The organism is Mariniblastus fucicola (assembly GCF_008087665.1).
Taxonomy (GTDB): Bacteria; Planctomycetota; Planctomycetia; order Pirellulales; family Pirellulaceae; genus Mariniblastus; species Mariniblastus fucicola.
On record NZ_CP042912.1, the window covers coordinates 5,493,261 to 5,515,144 of the forward strand.

Sequence of the window (21,884 nt, forward strand, 5' to 3'; positions counted from 1 at the left end):
GCGATAAATCGGGTGTCACCACGCCAAATTTCACTTTGTTTCGCCGTTACCGAACGTAGGGGCGGAGCTTGGCGGTTATCCTGGATGCACCGCCAAAATTCGGAATTCCCGGGGTCCTATCTTGAAACTTGCCGTCTACACAGGGTCGTTCGATCCCATCACGCTTGGACATCTCAACGTCATCGAGCGGTCCAGCCGAATCTCTGACAAGCTGATCGTCGGCATCGGAGTCAACGTCGAAAAGCAGGGCCTGTTCAATCCCGACGAACGCATCGACCTGGCCGAACGGGTCACCAGTCACCTGGACAACGTCGAAGTCCGTGCCTTCGAAGGGCTGGCCGTGGACTTTGTCGAAAGCGTCGGGGCGAAAGTCATGATTCGTGGCGTTCGTCCGATGACCGACACCGCGGGTGAGTTCACGATGATGATGGCGAACCGAAAACTGAACCCGAATCTGGAAACCGTTTTTCTGATGGCGGACGGGCAGTTCGCCCACGTGTCCAGTTCTTTGATCAAGCAACTGACTCCTTTGGCAACGGACCAACAATTGGCTGAGTTTGTGCCAGTGCCCATCATCGCCGAATTGAGAAGTAAGCTTGCCAGCCGGGAGTGAGCCAGGCTAAAAATAGAGCCTCACCTCTTTGCCCTCGCTTCTTGTTGCTTTTGTTTCAACGTCTCAAAGGAGTCGGCATGCCCAGGCACCGCAATTTTCAATTTCAGTACGCTTCGTGCGAGCCCCGCCAATTGCTCGCAACCATCTCGCTCAACGGAAGCGAACTTTTGCTCGGCGGCGATTCTACCGCAGACGTTGCTTCGATTTCGGTTTCCGGCAATCAGGTTTCGGCGTCGCTAACCGGAGCCCAAACGATGTCGTTCGATGTTGCCGATGTCGAGTCCATTCGTTTTGTCGGTCTTGGCGGCGACGATCGATTCACTAACAACACTTCGATCCCTTCCTTCGCATTTGGTCAGGACGGCGACGACGTTCTGATTGGCGGCAGCGGCAACGATCGCCTGATCGGCGGTTCTGGAAACGACATGCTGACCGGGAACGATGGGGATGACGAAATTCGCGGCGGCGCCGACGGAACCAAGGTCATCGAAGGCGGGGCAGGAGACGACCGGCTTTTCGGTGGAACCGGTACTAACACGATTCGTGGCGAAGATGGAAACGACACGATCTACGGAGGCGACTCGATCGATTCGGTGTACGGCGGCAACGGCGATGACTTGCTTTATCCCGGACACGGCAACAACTATGTCGAAGGCGGGGCAGGGGACGACCGGGTTACGTCGGGACGCGATATCGACGAAGTCTTCGGAGGCAACGGTGACGATCTGCTATTCACCGGAGAGGGCGACGACGTCGTCGACGGCGGTGCGGGCGATGACTGGATTGGAACCAACGACGGCAACGATGTCATCATGGGCGGAACCGGAGCAGATCGGCTTCGTGGCGGCGACGGCGATGATCGGATCGAAGCTGGAGCAGGCGTTTCTGCCGGAAAGTTTAACGTCCAATCTCTGCGCGGCGGCGAAGGCGATGACGTGATTGTCGGTAGCGATCAGGTCGACTTCACTTACGGAGACGGTGGCGATGATGAAATTACGCTGCTTGGCGGTGACGACACGGCCTTCGGCGGCGCCGGGGACGACACGATCAAGTTGGGAAACGGATTCGACAAAGCTGAAGGCGGCGACGGCGAGGACAGGATCGAAGGCGGCGCTGGCAACGACGAACTCAACGGCGGTGCCGACGATGACCGATTGATCGGAGGAACGGGCGTCGATACCGCGGTCTATATCTTTAATCAGTCGCGTTATCGAATCGCCGGTAGCGACCTGTTCGTTCGCGACATGGTCGGCACTGATGGCACGGACGATGTCGATCAGATTGAGGAACTCGCTTTCGCGAGCGGAATCATTGCGGCGGAATCCCAAATCGAAGAAGTTGTTGCCGTCCAGCCGATTATCGTTTCCAACTCCAATGGCTCCAACACGGCCGAGTACTTCGGAACCGCGGCACAGGAAGCCGAAATCAAGACATGGATCAATGACATCTGGTATCAGGCTCGCATTCAGGTGAATTGGCGAACTCCGAACACCTGGAACAATACGTTTGCCAACGTCGGCAGCGGCGGGACTCGTCCTTTCAACGACGCGTTCGAAATTTTTGACCGGGGAGACGCGGCAGGAGTCGGCAACACAAATTCACTCAACATCATGATGTATTTTGTGGAAATCGTACCAGGCAGCGCGAACCTGAATGAAAACACAACAAACGGCGTTTCGGTCGACGGTAGTAATGGTGTCACTTTTCAAGTTGGCGACAACTTGCCTGGCTTCGATGACGGACGCATGGCAATCGCTCGTGTTGCATCGCATGAAATCGCCCACAACCTTGGACTGGAGCACGTTTCGGGCAATGGCACGAACCTTATGAACTTTCCGAACATCACCAACGACCGAATCACAAATGCTCAAGCAGCACAGTTGATCTCAAGTAGATTCTCGCGATAGGCCGGCAGCCTGCAAAGCTGCATTGGGTTATGCATCCAGCGTGGCTTTGCTGTTGCCAAATTCTTCGGCTTCGACGCCAAGTCGCTGCAACATGGTCAGGTACAGATTCGAAAGCGGCGCCTCTTCGTGCTGCATTTCGCTTCGCCACCCTTTGTCTGTCGAGATGCCTGCGTTTTCCTGATGATCTGCGTCGCCGGTTCCAAACTGCCGGTACTGGCCGTGGCTGAATCCGAGATTGGATCCACCGGAAAGAATCAACGGGTAATTGCGCGAAAGATGAAATGAACTCGATGCCGAACCATAAAACGCCAGCGTATTGTCCAGCATCGACCCGCTGCCATCGATTTCCGGGGTTGCTTTCAGGCGAGTCAAAAATCGGGCATACTCTTCGGCCAGAAATCGGCAGTACTTTCCAAAGTTTTCCCAACCTCCAGGCTTTTTGGTTTCATGTGAAAGCTGGTGCGTCTGGCGGAAGCCAATGGCTCTGGCAAGGTAGTCGCTCACACCGACACCATTCTCACGACCAAGTTGATAGGTCACGACCCGCGTTGAATCTGTTTTGAACGCAAGAAAAATCAGCTCGAACATTGTTCGCAAATAGTTGCGCGGATCTTCCGGGTTTACTTCCAGATTCAGGTGGTCCACATTGACGACCGGCAGCGGAACTTCCAGCCACTGCTTTGCCTTTTCAACTCGAAGTTCCGTTTCACGCACTGACTGAAGATAGTCATCCAAAGTCTTCTGATCCTGATTGGAGAGCCGCGCGCGAAGCGACCTGGCATCGCCCATTAAATCATCAAGAGCCGACTTGCTTAGTGCCAGACGTCTTGCCGCCTCTTTGTCGTTCTTGACAAACAGACTGTCAAAAATTCTCTTCGGCCTGTTCTCCGCAGGAATCGGGCGACCATTGCGATTGAACGACATCGTTTGAGCACCGCGTGGCGATCCTGTGCCTCCGTCGGTCGACAACACCAGCGACGAATATCGCGTGTGCTGGCCTACATGCTGTGCATACGCCTGATCCAGCGAAATGCTGTTCTGGTAGTCACCTGAACCGCCGGTGTTGGCTCCTGTCAAAAACTGATCTGCATTGGAGTGACCATGAACATCGCGAGCAAAAGGGTGAGACAGTCCGCTAAAAACCGTCAAGTCATCCCTGAGCGGCTCAAGCGGATCGAGGCATTTCGTGAATTTGAAATCCTTGCCCGAGCCATGAGGAAACCAGCTCCAGTCCTTGAAAGCCGGATCTTCTTTAAGCGGCATGGGAACGCCGTCGGGCATGTAGAAGCAGGCGAGACGCTTCGGAGCTTCCGGTTGCTTCGGCGATACACCTGCCAGCGAATAAGTTTCGAACCACGGTAGCGCCAACGCAAATCCGCTCGTCCCACGAATGAAAGATCTTCGATTGATTCGATGCATGTTGTTGCTTTCAAGAATAACTTCTGGTTCGTTAAGAGCTGAATTGGCGGTGCCGCCCTTTAAACACTGGACGTGAGCACGGCACTCAGCATTCGACTCTTCGCAAATTTATCGTTCAGCTTTGGCGGTCACTGGTTTGCGCGGAAAAGGTCGCTGGTCACGGCGAGTCGAATCAGAGCCTTCAGGCCATCACCGCTTTTTCTCAAGTCAGAAGCAATGGACTCAATGGAAGAACGATCAGAAAAACCCAGCGGACGACCCAGGCCGTACGAGACCATTTTGCTTACCATCGCCGTCACAAATTGATCCTGTCGATTCTCAAGCAGGTATCGTTTGAGACCGTCGACGCCGTCCAGCTCTTCCTGATTGAACAGTTTGCTTGACGCATCTACCGGCTTTTCACCGATCGTTTCCCGCCAGCGTCCGACCGCGTCGTAGTTTTCAAAAGCAATCCCCCACGGATCGATCCGTGCATGGCAAGACTTGCACGCGACGTCACTGCGATGATCTTCCAGACGTTCCTTGAGAGTCATTTTCAGGACCTCCGGATCAGCCAGATCGATCTCGGGGACAGCCGGAGGAGGTGGTGGAGGGGGGTCGTGCAGGATTTTGTCCAACAGCCAGATGCCTCGCTTGAGCGGATTGGAATCTTTCCCGTCCGAGTTCATGGCCAGCAGACCGGCCTGTGTCAAAAGTCCGCCACGCTGTTGTTCAGGGCCAAAGCGAACTCTCTGAAACTCGTTGCCCGAAATTCCCTCGATGTCGTAATGTCTGGCAAGCCTCTGATTGGCAAACGTGTAGTCCGCGTGAAGGAAATCGATAATGCTTTTGTTCTCACCAAGAACATGGCGAAACATCTCGATAGGCTCACGCTTCATGGCGTCGATTGCTGCCGCATCAACATCGCCATAGGTTTTCCTGTCAACGTCCAGATAGTCAAGCAGTCCCAGGCCCAACCACTGACGTACGAAGTGTTTCGAGAACCTTTCGCTTTTCGGATCAGCCAACATACGATCGACCTGTTGAAGCAGGACATGTTCTTCGGCCAGCTCACCACTTGCCGCCAGATCCATCAACTCCCTGTCTGGAATGCTGCACCAGAGAAACATCGATAGTTTTGAAGCAAGTTCGAATCGACTGGGTTGGCTGGATTGGCTGAGTTGGCTGAGTTGGCTGGGCTGTTCGGTAGCATCGGGCAACCCGACGTAGATAAAATTCGGCGATGAGAGCACCGTCGCGAGGACTTCAACCATCGCTTCCTGATTGTCATCGCAGGTCGGAAGGATCGCCTGAAACAGCTCAAGCTTTCGATTCACTTCTTCGTCTGTCACAGAGCGGCGCCAGGCGCGAGACATGAAAGGCTCAAGAATACGTTTGGCCGCTGCTACGACATTTCCCGTTTCGATGTCTTCCGGGAAAATCCCCAAATGGGAATTCGGCGGCCACTGTGCGTACCAGGGAGCAACCACTTCGATGGCTTCAACCTCAATCGAACCGGCCCACCAGTATCCTGTCTGATTCCTGAGGATGACATATTCAGTCGGGTTTGGCTGTGCTCCCATCCTGGAGCTGCGATAGGCATTCCGTGGGACTTCGCCCAAATGAATGTCCCATTCATACCAGGTTGAATCTTCGTTGGCGACAGTGCGGGCCGAACCCACCGGAAAGTTGGTGTGCGAGTTGTTGCTGGGCTGAAAACCGAAGTTGACTCGCAGTTCCGGCAGCGCCGATTCCCCCGCCGGAGTATTGTCATGCGGAACGCGTTTGGCTTTGACTCGCAACTTCATCGTTCCTGAAGCCGGCAGGTAATTGCCAAGGTCGAAATTGTGGCGGGCGTTTGGTGGAATGATCAGGGCATATTCGCTTGCTGCATCCTCGATCGGTTCCTGAACCTCTTTCTCTTCAGGTTTCAAACTGTAGCGAGCACCGTGATAGCGGTAGCTGGTGAGCAATCGATCTCCATTCGCATTCAGCAAATGGGTATTGCTGTTGCGGGCCTTGAAATGTTTCTGGTGAAGCTTGGCCAGCTGTTCTTTTGCGTCTTCAGGTTTTGTGTTTCGCGTTTCATGCGTGGCCTCGAGTTTTTGTTTCGCTTCTTCGTAGTCGCGAATCATCAGATCGGCCACGTCATCCATCGAGATTCGATACTGGATCGGTTTCGGCCGTTCGCCACGAACCGTTGCCTTGACCAGCGCTTTCCGGGCGAGCTCACGGTAGATCCCGAGTTGGGTCGTAGATATTTGCAGCATGTCCGCGCTGTTGAGAAAGCCATCTGGTGAAGGAGTTTCAGGTGGCAGGTCTCGACCAAAGTCGTAAGGCAGTCCCAGCAAATCCTGCAAGGCGTATGAATACTCGTATCGCGTCATGCGCCGAAACGAGGAGTGTTTTTTCTGACTACGACGAACGTTGGAAGCGACCTGAATCTCCATTGAAAGCCAATCGATGATTTTCGCACGTTCAATATCACTCAACTGGACTTCGGCATCTGCCGGAGGCATTTCTGCATTGCTCAGAACTTTCTGAACTTCCGTCCACCACTTCTCGTCGTCTCCCGCCACGAGATCTGGGTTAAGCTGATCGGTGCGAAAGTCAGCTTCCTGTTCTTCTTCACCGTGGCATGATTCGCATGCGTTCTGCAGAAGAGGCTCAATCGATTTCCGGTAAGTCTTCAGATCGGTAGCTTTGCGAACCGAGGGAGTCGCGTTGCTGACTGGCTTACCCTTGAATCGAGACCGTAACGCGCCAGATTGTTTGGCATCTGCAAGCGAGTGAGAAGTTGGAGATGTCGGTTTTTCCTGAGCCAGCGATGCTGCAGACAACATGAAGTATGCGAGTAAAAGCAAGACGCTGGATTTAAATTTCATCAGGTGCAGGATCAGGAGAAGGCTCGTATGAATGTGTCTCAGTACAGCGAACATTAAAACGACAACTGAAGGTCGCTAAATATTGGACCATTCCGCTCGATATCAGGATTTTTCTGCAAATTCACCCACTCATGGTGTTTCTGTCCACAGGACGCCAAACAAAAAACCCTTGCTGATGAACAGGCCATCAGCAAGGGTTATTGGTAACGTCGACTCGTGCAGTTGTGGTACCGTCAAGCTGCCTTTGTCATTTGGTATCGGACGATTTCAAATTGCATAAACGAGGTGCATGTCAAAAAGTGTTGCAATCGAAATCAAACTCTCCTCATTGGATCGCAGGTTCGAATCTGCTCTCCAGTTTTGAAATGTGGTCGGTTGATGGTGGTCGGAAGTCAATCGCGAAGAACCCATCGCGTCTGGCGACGGACATGACTGTTAAACCACTGCCAACATGCTGGATTGGAGTCCTTCGAAAGGCGGACGGTTTTAAACCGGCGAGGCCAATCGATGCTCTTCTCCTTCACTTTCACACATCTCGGTTCGGTGTCCGCAACGTTTTAATGATTGCGAACTCCCTGTGAAAAGCGGGCAGCAAGCTACGCACTTTTCGATTCGGGCATTTTGAAAGCTTCCGGATTGATGCCCGCGGCAACCATCTTCTCATCGACAACGAACGTGGTGCCTTTCGGCTGGTCAGGGAGGTCGTACATGATGTCAAGCATGACCTGTTCGATAATCGAGCGAAGACCGCGTGCTCCGGTTTCTTTCTCCATGGCCCGGTGAGCCATCATCTGCAACGCTTCATCGGTGAAGTTGAGATTGCAGCCTTCCATTTCAAAAAGGCTTTGGTATTGACGTACAAGTGCGTTCTTGGGTTCAGTCATCACCTGGATCAAACCAGCTTCGTTCAGTGGAGCAAGCGCTGTCGTAACAGGCAAGCGTCCCACCAACTCGGGGATCAACCCGTATTCCAGAATGTCATCGCTGGTCACCTGCGGCAGGATCTCAGCCATGTCGCCGTCCTCGCGGACGCCGCTTCCGGAACCAAAACCAATCGTTCTTTCACCCAATCGTTTGCGGATGATTTCATCAATGCCAACAAAGGTTCCACCACAGATGAACAGAATGTTACTGGTGTCAATCTGGATGTACTGCTGCTCTGGATGTTTCCTGCCACCTTGCGGTGGCACGTTGGCTACGGTGCCTTCGATCATTTTCAAAAGCGCCTGTTGAACGCCTTCTCCTGAAACGTCCCGAGTGATCGAAACGTTGTTGCTTGTCTTGCCAATCTTGTCGATCTCGTCGATGTAGATGACTCCACGTTGTGCAGCTTCGATGTCAAAATCGGCAGCATGAAGCAACTTCAGTAGCAGGTTTTCAACGTCTTCGCCGACATAGCCGGCTTCTGTAAGCGTCGTCGCATCACCGATGGCAAACGGAACATTGAGGGTGCGAGCAAGTGTTCTGGCCAACAACGTTTTGCCCGAACCCGTAGGTCCGACCAGCATGATGTTGGACTTGTCGATCTCAACGTCTCCGCCTTCCCAGTCAAGAGACAGACGCTTGTAGTGGTTGTGCACGGCAACCGCCAAAACCTTTTTCGCAGCAGGTTGGCCGATGACGTACTCATCCATTCGCTCGACGACTTCACGCGGTGTAAGAATCCTGTTGAAGAGCTGTTTGCCAGGAGTCCGGCGACGTTGTTCCTGTTCCAGAATGCTCTGGCACAGTTCGATACATTCGCCGCAGATATACACGTCGCCAGGTCCCTCAACGAGAGGCCCAACATCGCGATAGTTCTTCCTGCAAAATGAACAGTGCGCGTTTTTCTTGGTAGTGCCACTTCGGCGACTACTGGTGCCGTTATCAGCGGGCATTTTCACTCCTTGGTTTTTTACAACCAACCGTTGTTAATCCAGTTGTTTGCTCGAACATCACTCGTCGAAACGGATCGGCGTGTGACGGTGCTTCCTTGCCCGCTAACCTTCGAGCTGTAAGAGTTGTTGTCAGCATTTCTGCTGGCACTTCTTCATCCTGTGAAAGTCGCCTGTTGTGACTTTCACAAGCCGAATCTTCCGCAGAACAGACAATCACAAACCGCGTTGCCCGTCCCTTCGGAATAAATTCACCCGTGGTACGGGGCAAGGCAGGATGGGGTTCAGCCAGTTTTACGATTCTGTCGATTACCCTTCTTCAACCGCGTCAGATTCTTCTTCGTCATCACCGGATTCGTCTGCTTTTTTGAGTGCAGCTTTGCGGATTGCGGCCTTTGCAGCTTCTGAAAGAGCATCGACGCCTCCCTCCAGGCCTTCGGTGGGTTCTTTCGCATCGACCTCCGGCAACGGAACCAGCCCGGCTACTTTCTTGTACTCGTCGGCGCCAATCACACCTTCGTCACGCATCTTGCGGAACGTTCCGAGATGGTCTTCTGTTCCCGTTCCGCCGATCGCCATGTTGCGAACCGCCTGAATGACGTAGTAAGCAACCAGAATCAGCGCAACCAAAATACTCGGATAGATAATCCAGGTCGCGCCCTCAATCTGCAGCACACCGTTCCACCAATCCCTCAGACTCTCCATCAGCCAGCAACTCTCAATCTAGTCCAGTTTGTAAGGTCTTTTTTACGCCGCCTCATTATATCCCAAACCACCTTCACGTTTTAGCTACCTGTTTCAATCCGACGACATGGGGCTGCCCCGGCAACTGCCAAATTCAAGCGATCAGGACGCTCGATGGACTCCGAATCGTGAGTTTTCCGATAGGAAACAAGTCAGGACTACCTCTCTGGATGAATCCGCGGCCATGCCACGACACTCTGAAAACCTGAAAACACACTCCGCTCTCGCCGGACTCGATCAAGCCTGCCGGTTCGCGATCATCGCGACCGCGATCATGCTGATGGCGTGGTGCGAAAAGGGATTCTCTCAAAGCGAATCGTTTGAACCGCTTCAACGAACGATCAAAGTTCTGTCGACAAATCTGGACGGATTTGGAATCCCATTCAAAGTCGACGACAGCAACGGGCAGTTCATTGAAGTCCAGCTCTATATATCTCGCGACCGCGGCAACACTTGGTCGTTCCATTCTCGCCAGCCGACTTCCGGACGTGAGTTTCCGTTTACTGCCGACGGGGACGGCGAGTACTGGTTTGCCATCAAGACGCTTGATCGCGATCGCAGGTTGTTGCCGGACGGGGACACCAGAGCCGAGCTGAAAATCATCGTTGACTCGTCACGCCCCAAGCTTGAATTCCAAATCGATGCGGACGCTGCGGGCCGAGTTGTCTGCCGCTGGCAGGCGAGCGACGAAGGCCTCAACGCGTCGTCGCTGAAGATCGAGTACCGCGCATCGGCAGGTGAATTCTCGCCGGGCAGCGAGATCGATGATTCCTGGACGTCTGTTCCGGTTCAGTTGAAACAGAATATTCAAAGTCAGTCATGGACGGACCAGCTTGCGTGGTGGCCTGACACGTCGGCGGAACAACTGGAGGTAAGAATTCAGGTTGCGGACATGGCCGGAAACATAACTTCGGCCAGCCGTTACGTCGCGGTGAAAACGACATCGTGGCGAAGAAACTCGACCGGTTCGACGCTTGGCGAAGCCCGACCGCCAGCCGACAGCAGCTCGTCGAATGCACAACGAACCAGCAGCTCGGATGGCTCGGCTTCGTGGCAACCGAAGCTGCGACCGTTCGCCAACACGCCGGAGCAAGCGTCGACCAACACGACTCCCGCCCAACGACAAAACGCCACACAGCAAACCGCGCAAGCTTCTGACAACCGTTGGAGAATCAACGAGACCGCGTCGCGTACAACAACTCAACCAGTGACGGCTCGCGTCGCATCGGCTCAATTGCCGCCAGGCGTCGAACTGGTCGATCCACCGGAACCGCTGGACTGGAACGAACCGGCTCCCGCACACGAATTTTCAGGACGAACTGAGCTTTCCGCGAGCCCAGGAAATTCGATCGCCTGGGAAAGCGAAGTCCAGCGGCATGAATCTTCAGAGCGGTCCTACTCGGGTTCGACCATGTCGCCGGCCCCAGGTGTGGCTCCTGCTCCATCCCCATTGTCGCCTCGGTCAACCGACTCGATTCCTTCGAATCCGGCAACGTCGGTCCGCAGCGGAAAGAACATCATCCATGAGTCGACCACGTCGTGGCCCAACAATCAGTGGAACGGACCGACTGCTGCCAAGGTCCAGCCAAACAGTGAATTGGCTCCTCGAACTGGAAACCTGATGCCGATTCCGCGCCCCAATCGAGACGGCTTTACCGAACGTCCGAACTTCTCGAACGCGGCGTTTCGAAAGCAGGAGCCCACCTCAATTATCGAAACGACTCAGCAGCTTCCCAATCAGCAACGCCTGAACCAGGAAGCAATGCCTGAGTCTTCCAACACACAAATTATCAGCACCAAGCGATTTCAGTTGAACTACGACATCAATGCCATCGATCCTTCAGGCGTCGGCCAGATAGATCTGTGGATGACTCGAGATCGCGGCCGCACGTGGAAGCTGTGGGGCCAGGATCCTGACAACGTCAGCCCGTTCCCGGTCGAGGTTGTGGAAGAAGGCATTTATGGGTTTCGCATTGTCGTCCGATCGAAAGACGGTCTGGCAGGACGCGGCCCGATGAGAGGCGAAGAGGCCGACATGTGGGTGCAAGTCGACGTGACGGCTCCGCTGGTAAAGATTACGTCGGTACCGTACGGACGCGGCGAGGAAGCCGGCCAACTGGTCATCAATTACGCTGTGACCGATTCGAATCTGACGCTTCGGCCGAACCGGCTCTTGTGGAGCACCAATCCGGATGGCCCTTGGACAACGATCGAGGAGAATCTTCGCAACGACGGGCGGCTGTTGTGGAAACCGCGGCGAAATGTGCCACAACGGATCTTTCTGCGTTTGGAATCAGCAGATCGCGCTGGCAACGTCGGTGTGCACAATCTTGAACAGGCCATCGACATCTCTGGCCTGATTCCTCGTGGCACCATCTTCGGCGTCGTTCCTGTCGGCGAGTAAGTTCAACGGGTTCGCAGCGATCATTGTTGGACCTCGCGCAAGGCAAGCCGACGCGACGTCGGATTGCCCTCAAGAGTCGTCGCTCTGTACCAGGTTTAATTTCAGAACTGCAAATCCGGATGTAAACCTACCCGAATAACCGGCGCATCCGGCAAAGCTGCCAATACTCGTGTCCACCAGGGCCATTGCTCACAATTTTCAACCAAAGACCACGGTGTACCGCTTTGGAAAACATACTCTTTTAACGAAGTCGAACCTGACTGGTTAGAACGAGAAGCGAATTGCACGATGCCAATGCACGGCCGTCTGTGGAAATCGCTTTCAAACCAACCGTTTCCGACACTGTCTCTGGAAACACCCACTTATCCGAGAAGCAATCATGGTGATTTCAATTGAGCCGTTCGGCTCAATGAGATTTTCCAACAGCCCTCCAACATTGCCATGCAACAATTGACGAAACAGAAGATCGCAAGATTCCTAAGCGACGAGTCCGGTCCAACCGCGGTCGAATACGCCGTCATGTTGGCGTTGATCCTTGCTGTGTGTATCGCCGCGTTCGCGACCATGGGTTCGGCAAGCGCAAACCTGTGGACCGACAACACGACTCAAATTGACACCTTCATGAACAACTAGCGGATCATGAATTCATCGCCGATAGTTGATTGCGGTTGCGGGAAATCAATATCGATCCCAACCGGGTACTCCCACAGCTTTTGCAGTGATTGCGATAGCTTTTGGTTTCCGAGCAGCATGGAAAGCTCCGAGGACGCGATTGTCCCCCAAGATCGTGTGACCCCATTCACTTGCCCGAGATGCAGCGTTGACCTGGAAGTCGGCACGATTGGAAGAACTGAGGTTTGCTTTTGCTCAAAGTGCCGAGGGTTCGTGATCGATTCCGAATCACTTGGTGGCGTCATCCAAATGCGGCGTTCCGCCTACCGCGGGCCAGAAGACAGCCCCGTTCCTGTCAACTTCAACGAGCTCGACTTGCACAGCACCTGTCCCGCCTGTTTTTCGACGATGGAAGCCCATCATTATTGCGGTCCTGGCAACATCGTTCTTGATACTTGCATGAAGTGTAAACTGGCGTGGCTCGACCACGGCGAGCTTTCCAAAATCACACGGGCGCCCGGCAGAAGATAATGCCAAAATGCAATTAAGTTTGGCGACGACTCGCGGCACCGAACTTCTGCTGCAACTACTTTTTCGCGTCGGGCTTTTTGTCTGATTTTTCTCCGAGCTTCGCTTCTTTCTGTTTAAGTGACTCTTCACGCTGCTGCAACGCTTTTTCTTTTTCCTGCAGTGCTTTCTCTTTTTCGGCCAACGCTTTTTCCCTTGCCGCCAATTGCTCTTCTTTGGAGACAGGCTGCTTTTCCTTGGCGTCTTTCTTTGGCTCTTTCTTCTGTTCTTTTTTGGGCTCTTCAAACACCGGCAGCTTACTTTCGCCGACGACATTCAAGCCTTCGATTTGTCCTTCAAGTGCCTTCATTCCGGCATCAGTGACTTTGCTTTTCCAAACATAAACCTTTTTCAGTTTCTTGAGTCCGTACAGATGTTTGAGCCCTTCGTCAGTCACGGACGTCGCATAAAGATTCAGGTATTCAAGATCTTTGAGGCCTTTCAGGTGAGCCAACCCGGAGTCGCCGATTCCTGTTTTCTCAAGATGCAGCTTTTTCAAATTCAAACCGGTGAGTGCTTTGAGCCCCTCGTTGGTGACGCCAGTATTGGCAAGGTTCAGCCACACAACGTTCTCGACGGCGGCAAGGTCTTTGATGTGTTCGTCCGCGATCGATTTTCCGGCAAGGTAAAAACTCACCTCGCGAGTTGGATCAGCGGCAGAGATTTGCATGACCCGGCCTCCCGCCGCTTCGATTTTGCGTATCGCTTCGGCTTCACGACGAGAGCTTTCTTCTTGCTCTTGGGCACAAGCTGTTGCGAAATCAATTGATCCCAATCCAACGCCGCACAACAGCAGCGGCAAAAGAAACAGACTGCAGCTTCGAGAAGTGAACTTCTGCGATGGAGCGAACTTCTGTGGAGCAATGTTTTTTGTAGTCATCGGTGGCACCCGGTTTGTCTTTGAACTCACTGAACTGCCGGTTTTAGCCAATCCATCCGAGACTCTCAAGCAGATTCAGATACAATTCTGATTCAGCGGCTCAACCGACTGGCTCGCACGGCGAAACCTGACAAGACTTTTACCATGACCAAACTTTTTCTTTCAATCGCGGCGTTACTGTTTGCTTCGTGGTTTGTCGCGAATTCGCCCGACGACCCGGTTGCCGCGGAAATTGGCAGCGTCAAATGGAATCGCGATTACCAGTCGGCAAAGAAGATCGCAGCGGAATCCGAAACGCCGCTGATGCTGTTGTTTCAGGAAGTTCCCGGCTGACAAACTTGCGTCGATTTTGGCCGTGGGCCAATGACGAATCCGCTGCTGGTCGAAGCTGCCGAAGAGCTGTTTGTTCCGGTGTTGATTTACAACAACCATAAAGGCTCTGACGAAAAACTGCTCAAGCATTTCGAAGAACCGGCTTGGAACAATCCGGTAGTCCGCTACCTCGACGCAAAAGAACAGGATCTGATACCGCGAAAGGAACTGGTGCTCACGACAGCCGAAACGGCGAGCCGGATGGCTGATTCGCTTCGCAAAGCCAGGAATGAAATCCCCGCCTGGCTAACGGCACTCGCGGTTCCTACTCGCGCCAAAAGCCTGGAACAGGCAACGTTTTCGATGTACTGATTCTGGGAAGGAGAAGCCCAGTTGGGCTCAATTGATGGCGTCTACGCAACGGCCGCGGCATGGCGTGATGGCGTGGAAGTCGTTTCGCTACTTTTCGATCCGGACGAAGTTGCCTATCGAACGCTGGTCGAAAAAGCCAAGCAGTTCAAATGCACGTCCAAAGTTTTCGCTCATTCGAAATCACAGCTTGAAGTCGCGAACGAACTCGTGGGTGACAAAGCCGTTATGGCGAACGAATCTCAGAAGCCACGTTTTGCCAAAGCCTCAGACCAAAAGTATTACCTGGCGAATTCGCCGCTGAAGAGCCTTCCGATGTGTGGTTGCCAGATGACGAAACTGAATGCCGCGATGGGTTTGGGACAGCCGGTCGATGCGTTGCTAAGTCCGCGCCAGAAAGTGCTGGCGAAGCGAATTCTGCGACGGCTGGAATCGGACCCAGATTCGCTGGACGGATTCATTTCGCCATCGGACGACAACGAACTTGGCGACTATTCAACGAAACTCGAAGCGGCACTTTCGAAATAAGTCCGTCGGCAATCGATTGGCTTCAAGAGATTGCGTCGCGTTTTCGCTAACGCCGCACCGAATCGTCCGTTCGTTCAAACAGCCCCTGAAGGTAGTCGGGCTCGATTGACGGAAGATGATCGGTAATTTTGTGTTCGTGGTCGTGATCGTCACCGACGCCGTGATTGTAGAACCCGTTGTCGCGACAACAGTCCATCAACGTGCCATCGTTCGCGATCAACAACGCCAACAGCCCGACTTTCGTGTAGGTAGAAATGTTTGCAAAGGAATCCTTTCCAAAGAACTTCAGCGCCGTTCCCCAGCTCTTTTTCAGTCGCCGACCCATCATGTCGACCGAGTAGAGTTCATCGAGCAACAGGTGCAAAATAAACCCAAGGAAAACAGACCAGGCTTTAAAAAGTCGAATCCCTGTCTCTGGCGAAAAGCAAACGAGGTAAGTCGCCATCGCCGCAACTGCTGCGGCCGGAATGCTGTGCCACATCCCGCGGTGTTTCGTAAATCGTTTGAACAACTCGCCAAGCCCGAACCTTATCACGACATAGGAAACGCCGGCCACGAACACCATCTGTTCAGCAGTGAACCCCAGTTCCTGAAATCGGAACATCATTAACATCGGGACCAGCACTGACACAAAGCACAGCATTTCCCGCTGAGGAATCCCGCTCTTGCTATCGAGGTCCGGAAGCATCCCGGCCACACTGCACAGCGCACCGGCGATCATGCAGTGTCCCAGCGGAACGTCAAACTTGAGATGAGCCACTCCGCCGTAGCCGATACCAAGAATCGTGCTGGCGGTGATGTGGGTCTTGAAATCGGCCATGAAAAACAAACTCCTTTTTGTTCTGGCCGCATTCTATCCGCAGGGCAGGGCAGTCACAGCGCGAACCTACGATGAAAGTTCGACGCTAGCAAAATCGCGGCTCGTGACTGAACCTTTTTCTCTTGAGCCTCGTTCTGGAATACGATTAAATACGCCGCCGGAATCCAGAACGTTTCGGCGACCTACCTTTCGTCGCAGCGGCGACACTACAAACACCTCAGGGAGAAGCGGATGTCAGTCTATGACATTGCCATGATCATTGTCTTTTTAGGCGCCATCTGGTTTGGATACTGGAAAGGGCTCGCCTGGCAAGTCGCTTCTGTGGCAGCGATCTTTTTGAGCTACTTCGTCGCCGTCACGTTTCCTGACGCGCTCGTCCCCTACATTTCAGCCGAACCACCTTTCAACCGGTTCGCTGCAATGCTGATCCTGTTTATTGGTACTTCGCTGATCGTCTGGACAATTTTTGCGTCCGTCAGCAAGTCGCTGAAGAAGATGGAACTCAAAGGCTTCGATCGCCAGGCGGGAGCACTTCTCGGCGCGTTCAAAGGCGCTTTGCTGTGCATGGTCATCACCATGTTCTCCGTTTCACTGCTGGGCGAGCAAGCACGCGATGCGATTCATCAATCCAAAACGGGTTACTACGTGGTTCGTGGAATCGATCAGCTGTCTGGCTTTGCTCCAGCAGAACTGGCGCAATTCATTCATCCCTACGTGACAAAATTCCAGGAGAACATCGTCGACGAAAATGGAAACTTGCCGCAACAAAATCCGATTTTCAATGGCGAGTCACAACAAGTGAACGACCAGACGCAATTTGGAAATCCCGATGGCGGATACCAACAGACGCCCGCCGGCGACTACCCTCAGTGGCAAACCCAAGCCAGCCCTGCAGGATACCAGCGACCTGCAACAACGCCGCAAAACGGTCAGCCGCAAACCCAGCCGTGGCAAGGTAGCTATCAAAGCGGAACGTTCGGCAGTCCTGTTCCGCAAAACAACAATGGCTATCAGCAAGGAAACTTCGGGACTCAGGGTCAGCCGCAAACTCAGTGGCAGCAGCCCAAAAACAGCCAGCAGTTCCAGAGTCCGACGCAGTGGCAGCCTCCGGCTCAAACTTCACCAACGCAGCAGAATCCAAACGGCTGGAGCACCCAGTTCCCAAACATCACCGAAGGCCAGAACGGCTGGCCGAACGTGCAGTTTAACGTCAACAGCAAGGAACTTCTCGAACGCGGCGCCGGAGCAGCACTCGACGCGGGCAAGCAATGGCTTGAGAACCAGCGACAATAGCCAGCAATCGTTAGGCCGCAAACCGCCGACGTCGAGCGATGCCAGCCCTCGACTTGAGTTCTTGCCAAGCTTGAGCTCCTGCCCAAACGCTTTCGGAATCAACACACCGGTAGCATGAACGAAGTTCCCATCAGCGAGTTGCCTCCCAAGCCGTGGACGATCCGGTACGTGCTGTTGTTATTGTCCGCGTCCGCTCAGCTCATCACGCTGATAATCACCTGGCCGTTGTGGAACGTTCGCACCGAAGTCCCCCATCTTCCAGTGTTCGACCTTGGGATTCCCCAACTGCCTTTCGCATGGGTATTGGTTGGATCCCTGGCGATCGTTCCGTTCCGACCGAAGCTTGGCGTTTGGCTGCACTTCGCGCTGATGCTAACGGCTTGCCTGTTTGATCAGATGCGGGCACAACCTCAATTCCTTGCGATTTGGATTCTGATGTTCGCCACGCTGAAACATTCGTCGCAGAATTATGCTCGTTGGTTTCTAAGTTCGCTTTGGATTTGGGCGGGACTGCACAAAGCACTATCGCCAGAGTGGAATACTTTTCGCGCCTTCAAAATGACCCGGAACATCGGACTTGATGCCGAAGAATGGTACGTGACCGTGGCGATCGCGGTCGCGGTGACTGAGATTATTGTGGGCCTGTTGGCGTGGTGGAAACCCAAATGGGGAGCCATCGGTTGCGTGATGCTGCACGTGGGAATCGTGATTTACCTCTCGCCTCTGTTCATGAACTGGAACTTCAGCGTGATCCCCTGGAACCTTGCCACCGCCGTGGTGGGGTGCTGGATTCTTTGGACGTGTGATTTCAAACCGACGGGTCGGCATCGATGGGCTTTTGGTGCCTTCATGATTGCGCCCACACTATTCTTTGTTGGCTGGTGGGATCACGGATACGCACATGTACTGTACTCGGGAATGATGCCCCAGGGTCTGGCGACGCGAAACGACGGTTCGCTTGAAAAGACGGTTGGCTGGGGAGCGTTGGCGGTGCCGTTCCCGAAAGAACGTAGAACGCTCCGACAGCGATTCGAGGCGGATTCCGAAGTGGGCGAAGTGCTCCACATATTTGATCCTCGGCCAGCCTTGCCAGATTTGCATTTCAAAAAGCTGGCGACTGGCGTGGAACAGATCAGCCGGGACGAGTTCTTTGCCGGTACTGAATCGGTTCCAGGAGTCGAACTTGATTCTGAACGACACATCTTTCTGTTGGCTCTGGCTGGGGCAAAAATGCGGAAGCGTGAGAAAGGAGCGATGATCACCGGCATCATCTTCGAAGCTCCCTACTTTAAATCCGAGCAGCTTCAGCATCTTCGTTTCCTGCCAAATCTCGAAGAGGTTCAGCTTTCCAATACGTCTGTCGGAGACGCTGACATGAAATGGTTGGTGGATCTTCCGAAGCTCGAAGCCATCGGACTCAACCAGACCGCGATCAGCGACCGTGGTGTGGATATTTTGTGCGAGTCCGATACGTTGGAAGAGATTCAGGTCGATGACACGAACGTATCCGACGAGGCGATGCAGCGATTCCTGGATTCGCGTTAGACTTTTCACTTCAGGTATCGATCGTCCGCAAACTGGCATCCGTTTGAGCCGGCTTCGGCTATAATCGAAGCATGATAGTAAGCATATTCAATGACGTTATCGGCCCGGTGATGCGTGGCCCTTCCAGTTCGCACTGCGCCGCGGCGCTCCGCATCGGCCGGCTGGCCCGCGACCTCATGGGAGGCCAGTTCAGTCACGTCAAAGTCGAATTCGACAACAGCGGTTCCCTGCCAGCCACTCACACCAGCCAGGGCTCGGACATGGGTTTGTTCGGAGGCTTGTTGGGCTGGAATGCCGACGACGAAAGGCTCCCGGGCTCAGACCAGACGATCAAGGAATCGGGGATCGAGCTCGATTTCATCTACGGCGACTATGGCGATGAACACCCGAACACCTATCGACTGACGCTCTCGAATTCGGCCATCGAACATTCGATAATCGCGATCTCAACCGGTGGTGGAATCTTCGAAGTGCTCTCGATCGACGGCGTGCCGATCACACTTTTTGGCGACTATTTCGAAACGCTGGTTTGGATTGAAAACGATTCGCAGATCGATACTGAATCGCTGGAAAGCGGACTTGGGGCCGACTTTGTAAAGCTGAATCAGTCGGAATCGACGACGATCTTGCAGATTCAGTCGCAGCAACCGTTGACGAAGGACCAGCTTCAAAGCATCGCCGGGATCACACACGTCGCACATCTGGATCCTGTCCTGCCGGTGGGATCACGCCGCGGACTGACCGTGCCGTTTCAAACATGTGCTGAGATGCTTGATCGCTGTGAGTCAGGCAAATCGCTCTGGCAGTTGGCGGTCGAGTACGAAATGGATCGCGGTGGTTTAACGGAAGGTCAAGTCATCGAAAAGATGTGCGAGATCGTTTCGATTCTGCGAACCAGTATCCAACAGGGGCTTGCCGGAACCGAGTATGCCGATCGAGTACTCGGTTTTCAATCGGGCGGATTTGCGGAAGCGATGGAAGCAGGGAAACTGATCGACGGCGGAGTGTTGAACAAGATCGTGCTGTACACCACAGCATTGATGGAAGTCAAAAGCAGCATGGGCGTGATCGTCGCGGCTCCGACAGCCGGAGCCTGTGCAGCCCTTCCGGCAACATGCCTGGCGGTCGGCGAATCGCTCAACCTGACCGACGAACAGATCGCGAAAGGCATGTTGGCGGCGGGCATCATCGGCGTCTTCATTGCGACTCACTGGAGCTTTGCGGCAGAAGTCGGCGGCTGTCAGGCTGAAGGCGGATCTGCAGCGTCAATGGCAGCAGCAGCTCTGGTCACGTTTCAAAATGGAACGCCCAAACAGGCGACCGGCGCGGCTTCGATGGCGATGCAAAACATGCTGGGGCTAATCTGTGATCCAGTCGCCAATCGCGTCGAAGTTCCGTGTCTGGGCAAGAATGTGATGGCGGCCAGCAACGCGGTTTCCTGCGCAAACATGGCGCTGTCAGGGTTCGACGCTGTCATTCCATTCGACGAAACGATCGCTGCCGCCAAACGTGTCGCCGAACGAATGCCGCGCGAGCATCGATGCACCGCGCTTGGGGGATTGGCGATCACGCCGACCTCCAAAGCCATCGAAAAACGGCTTGCCGGAGGTTGTGGATCAGGCTGCGGTTGCGCACCGGTTGGACTGTCGAAGTAAGGTATCTCTCGCCGTTGACGTAGCAGAGTGATCTCGACCAACGGTCAGCTAATAATGTCTTTCAGAATATTCCCGTGCACATCCGTCAACCGGAAATCGCGACCGGCGTATCGATACGTTAGCTGAGTGTGATCAAGGCCAAGCAGATGCAAAATCGTGGCGTGCCAGTCGTGAATATGGCACTTGCCTTCGACCGCTTCGTAGCCATTTTCATCGGTCGCACCAAAGCTGAAACCGCCTTTGACACCACCGCCGGCCATCCACGTCGTGAACCCTTTGTTATTGTGGTCGCGGCCGTTGCCGTTTTGTGCGTAGGGCGTTCGGCCGAACTCGCCGGCCCACACGACAAGCGTATCCTCAAGCAATCCACGCTGCTTCAGATCGGTCAGCAACCCGGCGATCGGCTTGTCGATCTGTTCGCAGAGTTCCGGAATCTTTGAGTCCATTGAGAAATGCGTATCCCAGCCATTGTGGCTGATCTCGACAAATCGAACGCCTGACTCCGACATGCGGCGAGCCAGCAGACATTGACGACCGAAGGCACTGGTCGCGCTTTCGTTGATGCCATACATATCCAGAGTGGCTTCGTCTTCACCCGAGACATCCATAATTTCCGGCATGGCACTTTGCATGCGAAACGCCAACTCGTAACTTTCGATCACGCCTTCGACGCCGGGCTGATGCTGATCCCGCTGCATCTTTTCCTGATTCAAACGTTGAATGAAATCCAACTGAGTGCGTTGCTGCTTCGTCGTCAGTCCGGAGTTCCTGATATCCGGGACTGTCGACGTACTCCCGCCTCGCCGCATCGCCCGACCGCCTCTTCCGCCCGATCCACCGACTTTGGTTCCGGCGTAGACCGAAGGAATGAAGGCGCTGCCCATTTCCTGGGAGGCGCCCGCGGGCGAATTGATCGAAACAAACCCCGGCATGCTTTCGTTTTCCGTCCCCAGCCCGTACAACGTCCACGCGCCCAGGGAAGGGCGGACAAACTGCGTCGCACCGGTGTGCAGTTGAGTCATCGCCCGCGGGTGCACTGGAAGGTCCGTGTTCATGCCACGCAGCAGACATAGCTCGTCCGCCATCGAACCGATCTCCGGTAGCAGTTCGGAGATCCAAAGCCCGCTTTCGCCTCGTTGCTTGAACTCCCAGGGCGACTTGAGCAGCGAGCCGCGAAAAGCACCTGTTTTGCCATGGTTCTTGATCAGCTCAGGCTTGTAGTCGAACGTGTCGAGATGCGACGGGCCGCCACGCATGCACAGAAAGATGACGCGTTTCGCTTTGGCGGCAAAGTGCGGATCTTTCGGAGCCAGCGGATTGGTTGGCTTGTCGTCGAGACTTTCTCTTGCGGCCGCAGCCGTGGCCAGAGATGAGAACGCAAGATAGCCAAATCCGGACGACAACGTTTGCAGCATCTGTCGGCGTGAGAACATCGAGTTCATGGGATTCCTCTTCGGTAGTCAGGTGCAATCGCGGGC

General features: G+C 54.2%; 17 protein-coding genes. 9 read left to right on the forward strand and 8 right to left on the reverse strand.

Features of this window, described 5'->3' with window-relative positions:
* Positions 1–121 precede the first annotated feature (121 nt).
* On the forward strand, positions 122–613 hold the full coding sequence (gene coaD, locus MFFC18_RS20515) for a pantetheine-phosphate adenylyltransferase (RefSeq protein WP_075084010.1): 492 nt from the start codon (positions 122–124) through the stop codon (positions 611–613).
* 131 nt (positions 614–744) lie between these two features.
* The gene (locus tag MFFC18_RS20520) at positions 745–2,520 is read left to right on the forward strand and encodes a calcium-binding protein (protein WP_162273936.1); all 1,776 of its coding nucleotides are present in this window, start codon (positions 745–747) and stop codon (positions 2,518–2,520) included.
* 27 nt (positions 2,521–2,547) lie between these two features.
* Here MFFC18_RS20520 and MFFC18_RS20525 read toward each other — a convergent pair whose 3' ends face one another.
* The 4 genes from MFFC18_RS20525 to MFFC18_RS20540 all read right to left on the reverse strand — a co-directional run bounded on the left by MFFC18_RS20525 (position 2,548) and on the right by MFFC18_RS20540 (position 9,382).
* Positions 2,548–3,939, reverse strand: coding sequence for a DUF1552 domain-containing protein (locus tag MFFC18_RS20525; protein ID WP_075084008.1), 1,392 nt, complete (start codon positions 3,937–3,939; stop codon positions 2,548–2,550).
* A gap of 128 nt (positions 3,940–4,067) precedes the next feature.
* Positions 4,068–6,803 (reverse strand): DUF1592 domain-containing protein, encoded by a 2,736-nt coding sequence (locus MFFC18_RS20530; protein WP_075084007.1) that lies wholly within the window; start codon positions 6,801–6,803, stop codon positions 4,068–4,070.
* A 596-nt stretch (positions 6,804–7,399) separates the two neighbouring features.
* Positions 7,400–8,680 carry an ATP-dependent Clp protease ATP-binding subunit ClpX gene (gene clpX, locus MFFC18_RS20535; RefSeq protein ID WP_075084150.1) on the reverse strand — a complete coding sequence of 427 codons (1,281 nt, stop codon included), beginning with the start codon at positions 8,678–8,680 and terminating at the stop codon, positions 7,400–7,402.
* Positions 8,681–8,986: 306 nt separating this feature from the next.
* Positions 8,987–9,382, reverse strand: a complete 396-nt coding sequence (locus MFFC18_RS20540; protein WP_075084005.1) for a hypothetical protein — start codon at positions 9,380–9,382, stop codon at positions 8,987–8,989.
* 223 nt (positions 9,383–9,605) lie between these two features.
* Between MFFC18_RS20540 and MFFC18_RS20545 the strand changes: the two genes are divergently transcribed.
* Both MFFC18_RS20545 and MFFC18_RS20550 read left to right on the forward strand, forming a co-directional pair.
* Complete coding sequence (locus tag MFFC18_RS20545; protein ID WP_148619008.1) at positions 9,606–11,825, forward strand: hypothetical protein; 2,220 nt, start codon at positions 9,606–9,608, stop codon at positions 11,823–11,825.
* A gap of 441 nt (positions 11,826–12,266) precedes the next feature.
* Entirely contained in the window at positions 12,267–12,458 is a 192-nt protein-coding gene (locus tag MFFC18_RS20550; protein ID WP_075084003.1) for a Flp family type IVb pilin, read from the forward strand.
* Here the strand turns inward: MFFC18_RS20550 and MFFC18_RS25675 are convergent.
* Positions 12,455–12,577, reverse strand: a complete 123-nt coding sequence (locus MFFC18_RS25675; RefSeq protein ID WP_261340523.1) for a hypothetical protein — start codon at positions 12,575–12,577, stop codon at positions 12,455–12,457. The two genes, MFFC18_RS20550 and MFFC18_RS25675, sit on opposite strands and share 4 nt — an antisense overlap.
* Positions 12,578–12,710: 133 nt before the next feature.
* Here MFFC18_RS25675 and MFFC18_RS20555 point away from each other — a divergent pair, with 133 nt between their 5' ends.
* Positions 12,711–12,968, forward strand: coding sequence for a zf-TFIIB domain-containing protein (locus tag MFFC18_RS20555; RefSeq protein ID WP_238381228.1), 258 nt, complete (start codon positions 12,711–12,713; stop codon positions 12,966–12,968).
* Positions 12,969–13,023: 55 nt separating this feature from the next.
* Here MFFC18_RS20555 and MFFC18_RS20560 read toward each other — a convergent pair whose 3' ends face one another.
* On the reverse strand, positions 13,024–13,884 hold the full coding sequence (locus tag MFFC18_RS20560; RefSeq protein ID WP_075084001.1) for a hypothetical protein: 861 nt from the start codon (positions 13,882–13,884) through the stop codon (positions 13,024–13,026).
* 144 nt (positions 13,885–14,028) lie between these two features.
* On the opposite strand from MFFC18_RS20560, the gene MFFC18_RS25710 reads away from it, so the two are divergent.
* Positions 14,029–15,093: a VPGUxxT family thioredoxin-like (seleno)protein, type 2 gene (locus MFFC18_RS25710; protein WP_267462190.1), complete on the forward strand. Its 1,065-nt coding sequence runs from the start codon at positions 14,029–14,031 to the stop codon at positions 15,091–15,093.
* A 46-nt stretch (positions 15,094–15,139) separates the two neighbouring features.
* On the opposite strand, the gene MFFC18_RS20580 is transcribed toward MFFC18_RS25710, so the two are convergent.
* Positions 15,140–15,913, reverse strand: a complete 774-nt coding sequence (locus tag MFFC18_RS20580; protein ID WP_075083997.1) for a metal-dependent hydrolase — start codon at positions 15,911–15,913, stop codon at positions 15,140–15,142.
* Positions 15,914–16,144: 231 nt separating this feature from the next.
* Between MFFC18_RS20580 and MFFC18_RS20585 the strand changes: the two genes are divergently transcribed.
* The 3 genes from MFFC18_RS20585 to MFFC18_RS20595 all read left to right on the forward strand — a co-directional run bounded on the left by MFFC18_RS20585 (position 16,145) and on the right by MFFC18_RS20595 (position 20,406).
* On the forward strand, positions 16,145–17,206 hold the full coding sequence (locus MFFC18_RS20585; protein ID WP_084417019.1) for a CvpA family protein: 1,062 nt from the start codon (positions 16,145–16,147) through the stop codon (positions 17,204–17,206).
* Between the two features lie 114 nt (positions 17,207–17,320).
* On the forward strand, positions 17,321–18,751 hold the full coding sequence (locus tag MFFC18_RS20590) for a MauE/DoxX family redox-associated membrane protein (protein ID WP_084417018.1): 1,431 nt from the start codon (positions 17,321–17,323) through the stop codon (positions 18,749–18,751).
* Positions 18,752–18,822: 71 nt separating this feature from the next.
* On the forward strand, positions 18,823–20,406 hold the full coding sequence (locus MFFC18_RS20595) for an L-serine ammonia-lyase, iron-sulfur-dependent, subunit alpha (RefSeq protein WP_075083995.1): 1,584 nt from the start codon (positions 18,823–18,825) through the stop codon (positions 20,404–20,406).
* Between the two features lie 44 nt (positions 20,407–20,450).
* Here the strand turns inward: MFFC18_RS20595 and MFFC18_RS20600 are convergent, their stop codons facing one another.
* A complete protein-coding gene (locus tag MFFC18_RS20600) occupies positions 20,451–21,839 on the reverse strand; it encodes a DUF1501 domain-containing protein (protein WP_084417045.1) in 1,389 nt (462 codons plus the stop codon).
* Positions 21,840–21,884: the final 45 nt, after the last annotated feature.

Excerpts from the sequence above, each read along its gene's own strand:
- MFFC18_RS20525 (WP_075084008.1), bottom strand. The coding sequence starts at position 3,939 with ATGCATCGAATCAATCGAAGATCTTTCATTCGTGGGACGAGCGGATTT.
- MFFC18_RS20530 (WP_075084007.1), bottom strand. The coding sequence starts at position 6,803 with ATGAAATTTAAATCCAGCGTCTTGCTTTTACTCGCATACTTCATGTTG.
- clpX (WP_075084150.1), bottom strand. The coding sequence starts at position 8,680 with ATGCCCGCTGATAACGGCACCAGTAGTCGCCGAAGTGGCACTACCAAG.
- MFFC18_RS20540 (WP_075084005.1), bottom strand. The coding sequence starts at position 9,382 with ATGGAGAGTCTGAGGGATTGGTGGAACGGTGTGCTGCAGATTGAGGGC.
- MFFC18_RS20545 (WP_148619008.1), top strand. The coding sequence starts at position 9,606 with ATGCCACGACACTCTGAAAACCTGAAAACACACTCCGCTCTCGCCGGA.
- MFFC18_RS20550 (WP_075084003.1), top strand. The coding sequence starts at position 12,267 with ATGCAACAATTGACGAAACAGAAGATCGCAAGATTCCTAAGCGACGAG.
- MFFC18_RS25675 (WP_261340523.1), bottom strand. The coding sequence starts at position 12,577 with ATGCTGCTCGGAAACCAAAAGCTATCGCAATCACTGCAAAAGCTGTGG.
- MFFC18_RS20560 (WP_075084001.1), bottom strand. The coding sequence starts at position 13,884 with ATGACTACAAAAAACATTGCTCCACAGAAGTTCGCTCCATCGCAGAAG.
- MFFC18_RS20580 (WP_075083997.1), bottom strand. The coding sequence starts at position 15,913 with ATGGCCGATTTCAAGACCCACATCACCGCCAGCACGATTCTTGGTATC.
- MFFC18_RS20585 (WP_084417019.1), top strand. The coding sequence starts at position 16,145 with ATGTCAGTCTATGACATTGCCATGATCATTGTCTTTTTAGGCGCCATC.
- MFFC18_RS20590 (WP_084417018.1), top strand. The coding sequence starts at position 17,321 with ATGAACGAAGTTCCCATCAGCGAGTTGCCTCCCAAGCCGTGGACGATC.
- MFFC18_RS20595 (WP_075083995.1), top strand. The coding sequence starts at position 18,823 with ATGATAGTAAGCATATTCAATGACGTTATCGGCCCGGTGATGCGTGGC.
- MFFC18_RS20600 (WP_084417045.1), bottom strand. The coding sequence starts at position 21,839 with ATGTTCTCACGCCGACAGATGCTGCAAACGTTGTCGTCCGGATTTGGC.